The sequence below is a fragment of the Paraglaciecola sp. G1-13 genome, assembly GCF_055809255.1.
Genome location: NZ_CM147903.1, coordinates 644,338 through 658,637, shown reverse-complemented (window position 1 = coordinate 658,637; position 14,300 = coordinate 644,338). Strand labels below are relative to the sequence as shown.

Below are 14,300 nucleotides of genomic sequence, written 5' to 3'. Positions count from 1 at the left end.
TCTGGTTTTACTATTAGCCCATCTACACTGAAAAGAGATGAATAAAATGAGCACAAACAAAGAATTCGATATCGTCGTTTATGGCGCTTCAGGCTTCACCGGCCGACTTGTAGCAGAATACTTGGCTAAGCAATATAAAGATGACAATAGCTTTAAATGGGCGATGGCGGGTCGTAGCGCTGATAAGCTCGCTCAAGTACGAGATGAAATAGGCGCACCAAAAGATATCCCTTTGGTAGTGGCGGACGCAGAAGATGCATCCTCTATGCAAGCGATGCTTGATAACACACGCTTAATATTGACCACCGTTGGTCCTTATCAGCTTTATGGCTCTGAGCTAGTCGCCATGTGTGCCCAATCGGGTGTTGATTACGTTGATTTGTGCGGTGAACCAGTATGGATGCGCCACATGATTGATGCGAACGAAGCTGCAGCCAAAGAAAGCGGTGCACGCATCGTCTTCTCATGTGGCTTTGATTCCATCCCGTTCGATTTGGGCGTGTATCACTTGCAGCAATTAGCCAAAGAAAAGTTCGGCCATACATTTAACCGAGTCAAAGGTCGCGTAAAGAAGATGCAGGGGACTTTCTCTGGTGGTACGGCAGCAAGTTTGAAAGCAACGCTAGCGGCTGCCAAGCAAGATCCTAAACAATTCCAGTTATTGCTAAATCCCTTTTCTTTGACTCCAGGGTTTGCAGGTACCGAACAACCTGCAGGAGATAAACCTTATTTTGAAGAGTCACTCAACACCTGGGTCACTCCTTTTATCATGGCTGCCATCAACACCCGTAACGTGCATCGCAGCAACATGTTGCTTAGCCACCAATACGGCAGCGATTTTGTTTATGACGAAATGTTGATGACAGGTCCAGGTGAGAAAGGCGAAAGCATTGCTAAAGCCGTTGCGAGCGATAAAGGCATGATGAAAGACGGCGGCCCTAAACCCGGCGAAGGCCCAAGCAAAGAAGAGCGCGAAAATGGCTTTTATGAAGTTTTGTTTGTGGGTAATGATCAAAATGGTCAAAACCTAACGGTCAGTGTTGGCGCAACTCTTGACCCTGGTTACGGCTCTACGTCACGCATGATTACCGAAGCTGCACTTTGTCTTATTAAAGATGCCGGTGATACCCCAGGGGGCATTTTAACACCCGCCTCAGCCATGGGTGACAAGCTCATTACGCGGTTAGTGGATAATGCTGGCCTGACGTTTAAGCAACTGTAAAAATCGACAGTGAGAAAATCAAAAGCCCAAGCAATGCTTGGGCTTTTTGGTAATTGGATTGTTCGTTAATCTGACAAAAAAGTGGGTTTAGTATTCCCACCAAGATTGCTGCCACCACTCCAAAAACTCTTCGAAGTCGATTGAGCCATCATTGTTCTTGTCAATCAAACCAAAACCTTCTTCGACATGACTCGCCTTGGTTTTTGGCGATATGATAGTTAACAATTCAATGAATTCAGTTAGGCCTATTTCGCCATTTTTATCTGTATCAAAATAATCAAATTCTTTACGAATTTCAGCGACCTTTTCTGGCGCTAATGTCTCTTGATCTGCCATGTTTAAACCACATTAATTAAGTTAGGGTGAGTGTACCCTTTCATATAACCCAATGTCTACGCCGACAAGTAAAAGCGCATGAAGCAAGGTGCCTAACCGTTGCTTTTTCCAGCAGCGGTGCGTTGAGCTCGCCTTTGTGCAGCTTTTTGCTGGCGGCGTAATTTTATGGCCTTAGTGGCGTCTTCGCCCACATGCGCTTCGTTGCGTTCGCGCGCAAGGTTCACCTGTTTCTCACGCTCACGAAAGCGTTTAAGTTGCTCTTCGCTATGCGTACCATGACATTTAGGGCAACTGGCTCCAGCTTCAAAAAGTGAGCTTGCCTTATCTTCTTCGGTAATGGGCAAACGACAGGCATAACACTGGTCGTATTCACTTTTTTGTAAGTCATGATTGACCGCAACCCGGTTATCGAAGACAAAACAATCCCCTTCCCATAAGGTGTCGTCTTTCGGGACTTCTTCCAAGTACTTAAGAATGCCGCCTTCTAAGTGGTAAACCTCGTCAAAACCTTGCTCTTTCAAGTACGCGGTTGATTTTTCGCAACGAATACCCCCCGTGCAGAACATAGCGACCTTCTTATTCTTAGACGGCTCTAAATTGTCTTTAACGTATTGCGGAAACTCACGAAAAGACTCGGTATTAGGATTAATGGCATTTTTGAAGGTGCCGATTTCGATTTCATAATCGTTGCGCGTATCGATTACGGTGACATCAGGGTCTGAGATTAACGCATTCCAATCTTTCGGCTTCACATAGGTACCCACAGTACGAAGAGGGTCTATTCCTTCCACGCCCATGGTGACGATTTCTTTCTTTAACTTTACTTTGGTGCGATGAAAAGGCTGGGTTTCGTCCAACGATTCTTTATGAGAAATAGGCGCAATGCGCGGGTCTTTATTCAGGTAGTTTAATAACGCATTGATACCCTCGCGAGAACCAGAAACGGTGCCATTGATCCCCTCTTCCGCTAACAACAACGTCCCTTTAATGCCGTTATCTTGCATAAACGTTAACAGGGGTTGGCGCATTTCTTCAAAGTTTTCGAGGGTCACGAATTTGTATAAAGCGCACACGACAATCGGCGCAGATGTTTGATTTTGCATTGTAGTTCCTTGCGATTTGGACCGTAAATCCAGAGCAGTTAATGGGATGCTTAAAAAAGCGCCGGAAATATAGCAAAACCGCATCAAGATTAAAAGTGTAAGCGCAACTGGCCAGCATTTTACCGACCTAAATCAACCTTTTTTCACGCTTACTACAAAAGCGTACTCTGACTCAGTCACCGCATTGGTCAAAAAAACCACTTTTTAGTCATTTAACAAAGTATACGTTTATATTTCACAACCAAAAAACAGAGGAAAACCATAACTAATTGTTTTTATTGCATTTTAAAATTGGCACTCGGGTTGCAATCACTAAATTAACAAGACGACACATTGCAAACACTTATTAGAATACTGATTAAAACATTGATTAAAATACTGATTAACGAAAGGAAATACACCATGAAAACATTGACTAAAACGATTGCCGCTTCTCTACTTTCTTTTGCTGTTTTAGGTGCTACACATGCAAACCAAGAATTGATACCTACTGATAACGAAGCTGGCACTAAGTTATGTATTGCAGCGACGACAGGTAGCGTTATCAAAATGAATAAGGCCATGAAATCCAGCAAGGTCACCAAACGTTATGTGACGGAAAAAATGACCTGTAATGGTCAAAACATGGTGGCATTTGTCGAGCAATACGGCGAGAAAGCAGAAAAAATGAATAACTTTCTAACCAACGGTAAGTACAGTGAAGAGCGAAACGTCATCGCCAGTGTAAACGCACACTAATCGTTTGGCCGCTAGGAGGCCGAGCGATAACGCCCCGAAAGCCAAATAAAAAATCCGCCTTGAGCGGATTTTTAATGTGTAGCGTTTACCCAGCGATGCTGAGCTCTCGATGTAACCAAGCCTTACCAAACTGCCCATCGCGCTCTATGGTCCTCGGCGACACCGCATAAAACTGTGCGATGTCACTCACTGTTGAGCCAGCGAAAAACTGCAACTCTAAGATTTCAGCTTTTCGTTTATCAAATTTTGCTAAAGCCGATAACGCCGCGTCTAATTCAACAACATCATGGCTAACGGGTTGCTCTGCATATTTATAATCAACGAGAGTGACATGCCTCACCCCTGCCCCACGTTTTTGACTACTGTGTGCCCGAGCGTGATCAACCAAAATACGGCGCATCATATTACTGGCTAGTCGATAGAAATGGGCGCGATCGGCAAAGTCTAATTGGGCGTGTAGTAAATCGATAAAGACTTCATTCACCAACGCTGTAGCTTGCAATGTATGCCCAGCGCGCTCGTAAGACATGTGCTTTTGTGCTCTGCGGTGCAATTCAGAGTAAACCAACTGACTTAAATCCGTAAATGCCTGTTCGCTTCCTGATTGCCAGTCTCGAAGTAGCTGCGTGATATCGCGATCGTTGTTCATATCTTTACACATTGAATAATGGAATAGAGTTGCATAATTCTAGCACAGGAATAGACTATTTTTTAACCGCTCGATATGTATAAACCCTGCCGTTAATACATTTTGCGTAAAGGATTAAGGCAAATGAACCACAATGAATGGCAAACAGTACAAGACATCTTTCATCACGCAATTTCTCTGCCCGCAGAGCAACGCAGCGCGTACGTTCAGCAGCAATGCAAAAATGACTCATCCCTCTATCAAGAGATCATATCCTTATTAGACCATCATGAGAAAAGCACTGAAATTGACGCCATCGTAGATTACGCAGCCCATTGCGTTGTTAACCAGACACCACAGAAGATCGGTGATCTGGTAGACCGTTATCGCTTAGTTGAAATGATTGGACAAGGAGGAATGGGCGATATCTACCTGGCCGAAAGAGCTGATGAACACTACACCCAACGTGTGGCAATAAAAATTAATCGAAATGCACTTGCCAATGCTGACCGTGCATTACGCTTTAAAACCGAGCGACAAATCTTAGCCAACTTAGAACACCCAAACATTGCGCGCTTGCTAGATGGCGGAACCACGCTTACAAATCAGCCCTATCTGGTAATGGAATTCATAGAAGGCACACCTATCGACCAGTACTGCCAAGAAAATAACCTGAACCTTAATCAACGCCTTAGACTGTTTCAAAAAGTCTGCGACGCAGTGCAGTATGCTCATCAGCACTTGGTGGTGCATTGTGACTTAAAGCCATCAAACATACTCATTACCTCACAAGGGGAGCCTAAATTACTCGATTTCGGTATTTCTAGATTACTCGACCCACAACAGCCCAGCGAACAACATCCAGTTGATGCCAATGCTGATCGCATGCTTAGCCTTCATTATTCAAGCCCAGAGCAAATTTGCGGCGATCCTCTGTCCACCAGCACAGACATTTATTCTCTGGGTGTGATCCTATACAAGCTACTGACCCAACAGCTCCCCTACGAGAACGCACCCGGCAGTTTACATGACGCCATTCTAAAATTTACGCCAGAACCCCCAAGCAAATTGCTGCTGCATGATAAATCTCCGCTGGGAAGTGCCAGCAATACTCAGCACACCATGATAAAGGCAAAGGACGTCGCTGGAGATTTAGACGCTATCACTTTAAAAGCGCTGCACAACAGAGCATCCTTGCGCTATAAAAACGTTACTCAGTTTTCTAACGACCTTGATTATTACCTGAACCATTTTCCCGTCATGGCGCACCGTAACACTTGGCTTGTTCGTAGTAGAAAATTTCTGCGGCGCAATCGACTTTCTAGCGCGCTGGCTGCTTTATTCTTGATTACGATGACCACAACAAGCAGCGCTATTTTCATCCAGTCTCAACGCATTGCTCAAGAGCGTGACACCGCTGAGCAAGAGCGCGGTAAAGCAGTTGCGATCACTGACTTTTTGCACAACATGTTTTTTTCTATTCAGCCTGATAAAGCCCAAGGTGAAGTTATCACAGTAAGGGAAATATTGGATAAAGCCAGTGAAGAACTTAATGAGAGTGACGACCACACACTTTTAGCACAACCTATGGTACAGGCTGCGGTACGGCGCACCATTGGCGATATATATTATCGATTGGGCGTTATTCAACCAGCAATTGAGCACTTAGAAAAAGCCTTAGCACTGCACAGAAAGCATCAAGGGGATGACGCAGGATTCTATCGAGTGCTCAGGGCCTTAGCTAATTCTTATAATCGCGCTGATAAATTTGATTTGCAGCGGCCAATTTTGGAAGAATCAATAGATGTCGCCAAGCGTATTTTTGGTGAAAATGATGAAAAAACATTGGGCGTCATGTCTAATCTTGCCGGCCTTTACAATGATACAGGCAATTCATTTCTGGCAATTAAGCTGCACAATGAAATTTACGACAAAAGCTTACGCGCTTTAGGCCCGTCCAACATTGTCACTATCCTTGCCATCACCAGTCTTGGGGCTGACTACTATGCGTTGGGTGACTATCAAAAAGCCGAAGAATATTTTACCCAAGGTTTAGAAGCATGCTTAAAAGAATGGAACGAGAACCATGGATTGGCTTTGTATAATTTGGCTGGTGTTGGGTATGTACTGGAGCGCTTGGGGCAGTTTGAAGCGGGGTTCATTCCTACAAAAAAACGCTTAGAGCGCGCGCTACATGTACTAGGTGAGCAACACCAAGACACCCTAGATGCCAAGCTGAGTATGGGCCGTATTCAGCTCGGGTTAGGCGAACTCGCTCAAGCGGAGGCTCTGTTCAATGATATTCTACTGGCTTTAACGCACCGTACCGGTAGCCATCACGCCCTCAACTATTCGACGCGCTTTGCCTTAGCACAGCTATATATAAAAACAGATCGCGCCGCTTTAGCATTACCCTTAGCCCAGCAAACCTTAGTTAAAGCCAAAGCCGTATGGGCAGAAGATAACCTGAAGGTACTGTTTGGCACCCAGATATTGGCCGATGCACTCGTCGCTGAGCAACAATACCAAAAAGCTATTACGCATTATCAACAAATTTTGAACAGTCGCCAACGCAGTATCGAAAAGGAGCAAATGCAAAATAAACAATTTGAAATTGACCACCAGCAGGTCAAATACGTCGAAGCATATAATGCCCACTTAGGGTTGGCCAAGGCGTATACAAAGCTAGAGCAAAATGCCGACAGCATCGAACACTTGCGCGGTGCATTGAGATTGAATCAAGCCCATCCATCCATGGTAGCGACTGACCTGCCATGGGTGTTGGCCTCCTTACTTAACGAATACGAAGACTCAGGAAACACAAAACAAGCTTCAAACATACGTGCCCAGCTTATCGCACTAGAACCGCGCTCTCCCTAATTATCCGCATTTAATTTAAAAGGTATACTTAACCGATGCCCACCACCGTGAAGCGTCTTTGAATTGCCCGAACTGACCATTGGGATCTCCAAACGCCCAATCAATTCCGGTTTGTAGTTTCAAGTTGTCACTGTAATCATAAGAAATACTCGGTCTTAGTGCGCCATCACCTTGGTTAACACTTCCCATAAGTTCCATTTTAAATAGCAGCCTAGCGTTAAAAAAACTGCGCTGGGCGCGCAATGTGAGCAAGGTATCCGTACTTGGACGCACCAATTCAAATTGCTTTTTGTCCAGATAGTCCACGACTAACTGGGCATTTACAAACCAGTTGTTAGGTGCGCTCCAGTCAAGTCCCCCCCCTATTAGCAGCCGCTTGCTGCGAGCTTGCGCTAATGGCACTTCAGCAAGCACATTTAACGGCTGGTCGGGAATGTAAGCCAGCTCCATTCGCCACACTAGCGTATCTTGAGTAACATCATAAGTGGCGCCTATCACAGTGCGGCGCAAGTAATCGAAGCTGACGTTTATCGGTGCATTTGCAGTAATTGCCGTGGCGAGCCTAAGGACAGGGTCGGTATCAGGGCCTCGATATAACATAAACGACATATCACCTTCGCCCAGTGCATGGCCGACTTTTACTCCTAGGGTACTATGAGCGATTATATGTTCTCGTTTTGATGTGTTTATCATCAAGACTTGCTCTAAACGGCTATGGCTTTCTTGACCCAAAAGACCTAAATCAGTAATTGATAATCCACCAGTAAAGCGGGTCGAGGTTAAAAAAAAGGTATCACCAACTTTGGCCTGTTGCGTGCTCGTTCCATCGAATGCAAAAGAGGTATCTACTCGCCAGCCATCAAATTTACTACGCCAACGTACACCCCACCGTGCGATCCGTTCTGGGCGAGTATCAGTGAAAACAAAGTCACGGCGGCGCACAGGATCGAATCGATCCGTCACTTGCACGCCATCCAGTACGCCCCAAGGCGTAACTTGCTTGCCGATAACGAAACTGGTGGCACGTTTACGCCACATTAAAAATGCCCGAGTTAGCTCCACACGCGTCTCTGAATTATCGACAATGGGGCGATTAAACGAAGCGTAATTGTCTGTGCTTCCCAGACCAGTTTCTTCAAAAGCGACTTGAGACAGGGTGTCTATCTGAGCGCTCCATTGCGGGCTCAATCTCAACTTATGCTTGGACGATAAACTCACTCTAGACAGATCCAACTCACTATCTCTTAAATTAATCGCCCCGCGATATTCCAAAGAAACTTGGCTTGACTGCAACGTCACTTCTGCTTTGACTTGAAGAGCAAACACCCCAGCAACTGCGAGCAACAAGCACACGGCTGCATTATTCAATCCTTTTCGCGGGATCTGACGCTTATAAACAAACGAATGACTGTTCATGTTATTCCCTTCATTCTTTAACGGCGTTTCGCTGCCACCATACCCAACCATCTACAACCCTGCGATATTGGGCACGCCGTAACTGAGCTCATCAGCGCTCAAAATACTTTCAGGTAAGTCTGGAATGTGTTTCACATCACTTAGCACAACGTCCGTTCTATGCGCGAGTTGCGCATTCATCACAGTGAAGTTGGTTGCCACCCACGCATCGGCTATGCGCTCTAATCGTTTTACCGATATGGTTTTTAGGGGCAATCCGTCGGTATCTGTGTAATCAATTTTCAAAGGGAAATAAGTCTCAGGGTCGATCAGCGCTATAAAACTGCTGTACCCGAGTTCTACTTTTTTGGCGGTCGTTTTCGTTGTCCCTTTTAAGACGTAATATTCCTTTTGCTCAATCACTTGCTTCTCGCCTACAGTGAAGTCCCAATCTGTTAGGGTAAATTTGAAGTTATCTTTAATATCTCCGTAGGTCAGGTCCGTTCCCATAAAATAGTTACCTTTGCTTGACGCGGGTAACTTACGCACGCGATCTGTCGCTGGTAAATACAGCCAATTTTCATCACTGCCCGATACCTTGTCATAACTTAAAAAACCGGTGTTTTGCAGCGCCGCTGGTGCGGTAAAATATATTCCTATTTTGGTATCGCCTTGATCAACAGAATGAACAAATAACGCTGAGCGTTTTCGTACCCCCCCAGCATCATTATGCAACGTAAAGTGCATATTCCCCGCGCGACCGTCATTCGCCGCTCTGGCTACCACATTATTCGCTAATTCTAAGGCGCTCAACTGGGTATTGGCCTGTGCTGAAACCGCATGCATAGCGAGTAAACAGCATCCCCAAAGACACATGAAAATACGGCTCATACGGTCTTCTTTTTGGCTCACGGTTGGCAATTTTTTTGCGTTAAAGAGTTTCATTACACACTCCCTCTTACATCGATAACAAATGGCGTGGGTGCACACAGGGCGTAACACGCCGGAATAACAATAATTGCCCCTGCTAAGCTACCAATAGACGCAGACGCCACGAGTGCACCAAACCACTGCAATGGCGGTGCTGAACTTAAGCAGATAACCCCCAACGCAAACGCCAAGGCCACAGCTGAAAATACGCACGCTCTGGCAATGACCACATAATGTCCGCTAAAAGCGGCACGAGGACTCGAGCCTTTTTGTAGTGACTGGCGAACACCAGAGATAAGATGAATGGCAAAGTCGACCCCCAAGCCAGTTGAAATGGCCGCCGTCATGGAGGTAGCAGGGGCTATATCTATCTTTAAAAGCCCCATCATTGCATAGGTAAACAGGACCCCTGTAAGTATCGGAACCAGGCTCAATAATGCGGCCCAAAATGAGCGAAAGGCGAGAAGCGAAGCACAAAAAACAAAGGCAATAGCCAAACCGAGTCCGGCAAAATGAGAAGCTCCGAGTAGCTTCATCCACCCTGAATTAACCGCCACTCGTCCGCTCACGTTGGCCTCTAGATCATATTCCTGAGACCAAATTTCAGCAATTCTCTCAAATTCAGACACCACAGGACTCACCTGACTAAATCGATCTGTCGTTAGTTGTGCGCGAATAAGGGTATGCTGATAGGTAAAGTCAATTTCCTCTTTGAAATCACCTGGGTCTCCTGCCGCCTCATATAAAAACATGTACTGTGCCGGCGCATGCTCAGCGCTAGGTAACTCACCAACAGATGCGTTAGTCAATGCCCGATGCATTAACCCCATGTAATCGCTGATGGAGGTGCTTTTAACCACGAGTGGTAGCTTATTAATACGTTGCTGCAATATGGCTATGGCATGCATCGCATCTGGTGTCATTAAATCGCCAGCTTGTTTACCTGACACCACCACATCTAAAAAATTGAGCCCTTGCAAATGGGTATTTAAGGTCACGTCAGCCAAACGGACCTCTTCATCCGCTTGAAAATAACGTTGGCGCTCATAATCGAATCGCGCTTGAGTAGCAAAATAAATAAAGACGCAAAGTACCAGTATTAAGCTGGAAGAGGTTGTCCAAGGGTGATTAAACGCGTTTTGCGTTAGGCGATAAACCAACGCATCCACTAGGCTGTCTTGTACATATTGTGGCTGTTTTTTGCTGCCCAGCCCAATCAATAACATAACCGCAGGCAAGGCGCTTAAACTCAAGATCCACGCGGCGATCACCCCGGATGCTGCAAACCAGCCAAATTCGGCAATGGGCTGCATTGACGAGCCTATTGCCAGACCCACAAACCCGGCAACGGTCGTTACCGTCGTCAGAGTAACGGGCAAGAAAGTTTGATTGAGCGTGGCCAATAGCAAGTCGGCCTTGCTTTTACTTGGCTCAACACGGCATTTTTCCATAAAGATAGTAGATACATGCAAACTATCAGCTATTGATATCGCCATAATGATCACAGGCAACGCCGTGGTGATTAAGTAATATCTGGCATCCAACCACCCCATCAAGCCTACTGTCATCGCCGCCGAGCCAGCAATAACCAATAATGGGCCGGGTAATCCACGCCATTCACGCAAAGCAATAAAGATCACCAACAGTGCAGTGATAATCGCCATAGGAATGAATATGCGCGTATCTTGATTGACCATCTGCGCCAAACGCCCATTCATTGATGCCACACCGGTCACGTGCACCTCTGCATTCTCAGGCCGGTGCGTTTGGCCAATTGCCAGCACCTGTTGGTAGGTTTGCGTCGCGTGGTTGGCGTCTTGAACCGGTATGATTAAGGTCAGTGTGTCACCGTTTTTGGATGCAAGCAGGCCGTCCATCATAGGCATGCTGCGCAACCTCTCTAACGCTATCACCGCTTTGTTATGTGTCACCTCCCCCGTCGGTAGAATTGGCTCTACGAGCAAATCCCCCTCATCCCCATAGATAGCATTCTCGGTCAAAATACTGATCAGAGCATTTTTTTTAACATTATCTAGCCCGCGTACGTCCTGTTGGATCAAGCCTAACGCTTGAATAATATCGGCGCTAAAGGCAGATTGGTTATCGTTAGCCACAATGCCCAGTACGATGGGATCTTCAATGCCAAACAGTTCACTTGCTCTATCTCTGGCAAGCGCAGCAGGATGATCGTTAGGAACAAACGCATCCACAGAGGGGTCTTTGTGAACATGTTTAAGCCCAACTCCCATGGCGACAATCAGCAGCGTGGCGATCAGTAAGATCCATTTTGGGTTATGGATAACGAAGGTAAAATAACGTTCTTTATAGGTTTTTCTGGCTATTTTCATGGTCATGATTGCTGTCCTTGTTTTAGCTGGGAAACACGCGACAAACTGTTCACTGCCCAAGCTAGCTGCCAATTGAAGAACTTTGCGACCCAGCTACAATGGCTTAACCAGTCATTAATAGCGGATCCCAAGACGTCACATCTTCCATTCTCATCAAGATAAAAGCAGGGCTTCTGCTCTCTTTATCTTGTCGCTTTTCTTATCAGCGAAATTCCCACTACAAATCCGCCAATTTATTTTCATTTTCGATAAATTAATTTATTAAGTGCACTGTAAACGGTGTTATCTAGCCACTTAGTTTTGCGCTTTTTACAGCGCGAAACCTCTGACCAACAGAGCACTGTAGTTGACGCGCAGTACGTCGAGCTAGCCGACGAAACAGACATGCGAAGCTTAGAAAAAGACAACTAACGAAAGCTATTTTGGGCACATCCATCAGCGCCAAGCGCATCACTTCATGTTGTTTATCGCTCAATAGTCGCTTAGCAGACTGTTTACTGCTTATGGCTTGTCTGGGGCGCGCTTTGGCAGGTAATGAAATTGACGTTAATTGGTTGTCCATTGCATTTGCAGATGAGTAAAGTAATGCCGTTGTATCAGAATTAGGGTCTGATTTATTCAGTGAGGCATCACGTAAAATATTCTCAGGGCTGGCCTGAATCGCTATCGCTGGCCAACTAATCAGCCAAGCCGAAAAAAACAAGGCTTTAGTGCCAAACGCTATTGGTTGGTGAAACGCTCTTGAGCACATATCACACTCCTGTTTGTTAAGTCTCACTTCCTATAAGCGCAATTTTTAGAAGGGAACCGCCACATCGTTTGTTATTTCTGCACGTGACGCTTTATTCAGTAGGTCCTGTTTGCCCGTCAATCGGGTTATAATCTGTTTATCAGCAATACACAGGATGAAATATGTGTGAGTTATTAGGCATGTCTGCGAATGTTCCAACTGACATTTGCTTTAGTTTCAAGGGTCTTCGGGAAAGGGGCGGCCGCGTCGGCCCCCACAGAGACGGTTGGGGCGTGGCATTCTACGAACAAAAAGGGGTGTGTATTTTTAAGGATCGCCTGCCTAGTTACGAATCTGAAATAGCACGCTTAGTTTCTGACTATCCGATTAAAAGCACGGCCGTTATTGCCCACGTGCGCCAGGCCAATCGTGGCCGTATCGGCATGGAAAACACGCATCCGTTTAGCCGAGAGCTATGGGGCAGAAACTGGACCTACGCCCACAATGGGCAGTTAAGTGGTTACGCTGATTTACCTATCGACAGGTTTACCCCAGTAGGCACCACCGATAGCGAGCGGGCTTTTTGCTATTTGATGAGTGCATTAGATAATCGCTTCCCTAAGCGCCCAAGTAAACGCATATCCGCATTCAATTTTCTGCAGCGTGAAGCCAAAAAACTGAATAAGCTCGGCGTATTTAATATGCTAATCACAGATGGTGAGTACTTACTTGCATTTTGCTCGACGAAATTGCAATGGATCACTCGCCGCGCTCCTTTTGGCAAGGCACACTTATCAGATATTGATGTAGATATCGACTTCGCTAAAGAAACCACACCGAATGACATTGTGACCGTTATTGCCACCGAGCCACTCACGGGAAACGAAGATTGGCATAAAATGCAGCCCGGCGAAGGGCAGATTTTTCGTTTTGGTGAGCCACTAAAAAAGCAGGTTAAGTGAAATGGCTATCGTAGAGTTACGTGAATACAAAATAAAGCCGAATATGAAACAAGCTTGGCTGGCATGGATGAACGCAGAATTGCTGCCTTATCAAATATCTCAAGGTATGCGCGTCCTGCAAACTTATATTTATAAAGATGAAAACGGTGATGAATGGTTTGTGTGGTTAAGAGAGTTTGACGACGAACAAGCTCGTCAGGCCTTATATAAGAAAACCTATAACCAGTGGTGGAAGGATGAAATTCGCCCTAGGGTGTTTACTATGATTGAGCAGGACGACATAAGAGTGCGCTTGCTCAATCCAGTAAAACTCGTCTGATTAACCAGACTTTTTCAAAAATAAATTCATCAGAGTATTCTGATCTGGCACGCCGGTTTGGGCCAAACCACGATCACGTTGAAAGTGCTTAAAGGCATCTAATGTCTCCTGATCGAAATCATCGCTTCCCAACGCGTTTAAATAGTCCATTTTGATCAATCTTTGTTTCGCGCGCTTGAGAATTTCTACGTAAAAATAGCTTTTAGCGTCATTCACATCTATCGCGACCAGTGCTGACTCAGCAGACAAACGAATAGGAAACAATGCTTTAAGCAAGCCATTGGTAACGGTTAAAAAGTGCGTGTCTTTAGCGTTCTCACAATCTTGTTGCAACAGCGCTAGCAGTAACTCTGTTGTTTGCCACGGCGTTGCATCATAGTTCTGGGGCTGAAATCGGTTATAGGCACTGATATAACCCTCAAGCCATCCGCCATACAAATAATAATCAGTGCTCTTTTGCGCTGACGCTAATAAAAAGTTACTACATAAGCGCTTTCCTGCACCTTTAACCGCAAATTTGCCGTCTTCATCTGCCGCACTAGCAACGCCAACGTGTGTGCTTAGTAACATTGCCAGTGCAATCGCTTTAAAACTGTTCATGCTTTACTACTTACCCTATAAAACCAAAAAACCCAGTTCAATACATCGAACTGGGTGACTTTATACCAATTTCGATAAATTTTTACTAAATGGCAAATTATTTAATGAA

General features: G+C 45.5%; 13 protein-coding genes. 5 read left to right on the top strand and 8 right to left on the bottom strand.

Features of this window, described 5'->3' with window-relative positions:
• Window positions 1-46 precede the first annotated feature (46 nt).
• Window positions 47-1,222: a saccharopine dehydrogenase family protein gene (locus AC0L6N_RS02695; RefSeq protein WP_473478665.1), complete on the top strand. Its 1,176-nt coding sequence runs from the start codon at window positions 47-49 to the stop codon at window positions 1,220-1,222.
• 87 nt (window positions 1,223-1,309) lie between these two features.
• Here the strand turns inward: AC0L6N_RS02695 and AC0L6N_RS02690 are convergent, their stop codons facing one another.
• Both AC0L6N_RS02690 and trhO read right to left on the bottom strand, forming a co-directional pair.
• The gene (locus AC0L6N_RS02690; protein ID WP_006990608.1) at window positions 1,310-1,558 is read right to left on the bottom strand and encodes an EF-hand domain-containing protein; all 249 of its coding nucleotides are present in this window, start codon (window positions 1,556-1,558) and stop codon (window positions 1,310-1,312) included.
• Window positions 1,559-1,650: 92 nt separating this feature from the next.
• Window positions 1,651-2,661 (bottom strand): oxygen-dependent tRNA uridine(34) hydroxylase TrhO, encoded by a 1,011-nt coding sequence (trhO, locus tag AC0L6N_RS02685; protein WP_473478662.1) that lies wholly within the window; start codon window positions 2,659-2,661, stop codon window positions 1,651-1,653.
• 402 nt (window positions 2,662-3,063) lie between these two features.
• Here trhO and AC0L6N_RS02680 point away from each other — a divergent pair, with 402 nt between their 5' ends.
• Window positions 3,064-3,399 (top strand): DUF3718 domain-containing protein, encoded by a 336-nt coding sequence (locus AC0L6N_RS02680; protein ID WP_473478659.1) that lies wholly within the window; start codon window positions 3,064-3,066, stop codon window positions 3,397-3,399.
• An 85-nt stretch (window positions 3,400-3,484) separates the two neighbouring features.
• On the opposite strand, the gene AC0L6N_RS02675 is transcribed toward AC0L6N_RS02680, so the two are convergent.
• Window positions 3,485-4,048, bottom strand: a complete 564-nt coding sequence (locus AC0L6N_RS02675; RefSeq protein WP_473478656.1) for an ECF-type sigma factor — start codon at window positions 4,046-4,048, stop codon at window positions 3,485-3,487.
• 123 nt (window positions 4,049-4,171) lie between these two features.
• On the opposite strand from AC0L6N_RS02675, the gene AC0L6N_RS02670 reads away from it, so the two are divergent.
• Window positions 4,172-6,907 (top strand): protein kinase domain-containing protein, encoded by a 2,736-nt coding sequence (locus AC0L6N_RS02670; protein ID WP_473478654.1) that lies wholly within the window; start codon window positions 4,172-4,174, stop codon window positions 6,905-6,907.
• 15 nt (window positions 6,908-6,922) lie between these two features.
• Here AC0L6N_RS02670 and AC0L6N_RS02665 read toward each other — a convergent pair whose 3' ends face one another.
• From AC0L6N_RS02665 to AC0L6N_RS02650, 4 genes are all read right to left on the bottom strand, one after another.
• Window positions 6,923-8,323: a DUF1302 family protein gene (locus AC0L6N_RS02665; protein WP_473478651.1), complete on the bottom strand. Its 1,401-nt coding sequence runs from the start codon at window positions 8,321-8,323 to the stop codon at window positions 6,923-6,925.
• A 51-nt stretch (window positions 8,324-8,374) separates the two neighbouring features.
• A complete protein-coding gene (locus tag AC0L6N_RS02660; protein ID WP_473478648.1) occupies window positions 8,375-9,247 on the bottom strand; it encodes an outer membrane lipoprotein-sorting protein in 873 nt (290 codons plus the stop codon).
• On the bottom strand, window positions 9,247-11,586 hold the full coding sequence (locus AC0L6N_RS02655; protein ID WP_011573844.1) for an efflux RND transporter permease subunit: 2,340 nt from the start codon (window positions 11,584-11,586) through the stop codon (window positions 9,247-9,249). The genes AC0L6N_RS02660 and AC0L6N_RS02655 overlap by 1 nt, the downstream gene beginning before the upstream one ends.
• A 280-nt stretch (window positions 11,587-11,866) precedes the next feature.
• The gene (locus AC0L6N_RS02650; RefSeq protein ID WP_041713354.1) at window positions 11,867-12,331 is read right to left on the bottom strand and encodes a hypothetical protein; all 465 of its coding nucleotides are present in this window, start codon (window positions 12,329-12,331) and stop codon (window positions 11,867-11,869) included.
• Window positions 12,332-12,492: 161 nt separating this feature from the next.
• On the opposite strand from AC0L6N_RS02650, the gene AC0L6N_RS02645 reads away from it, so the two are divergent.
• Both AC0L6N_RS02645 and AC0L6N_RS02640 read left to right on the top strand, forming a co-directional pair.
• Complete coding sequence (locus tag AC0L6N_RS02645) at window positions 12,493-13,272, top strand: class II glutamine amidotransferase (protein WP_473478645.1); 780 nt, start codon at window positions 12,493-12,495, stop codon at window positions 13,270-13,272.
• Window position 13,273: 1 nt separating this feature from the next.
• Window positions 13,274-13,591: a hypothetical protein gene (locus AC0L6N_RS02640; protein ID WP_473478644.1), complete on the top strand. Its 318-nt coding sequence runs from the start codon at window positions 13,274-13,276 to the stop codon at window positions 13,589-13,591.
• Here the strand turns inward: AC0L6N_RS02640 and AC0L6N_RS02635 are convergent, their stop codons facing one another.
• Complete coding sequence (locus AC0L6N_RS02635) at window positions 13,592-14,191, bottom strand: peptidoglycan-binding domain-containing protein (protein WP_473478642.1); 600 nt, start codon at window positions 14,189-14,191, stop codon at window positions 13,592-13,594.
• Window positions 14,192-14,300: the final 109 nt, after the last annotated feature.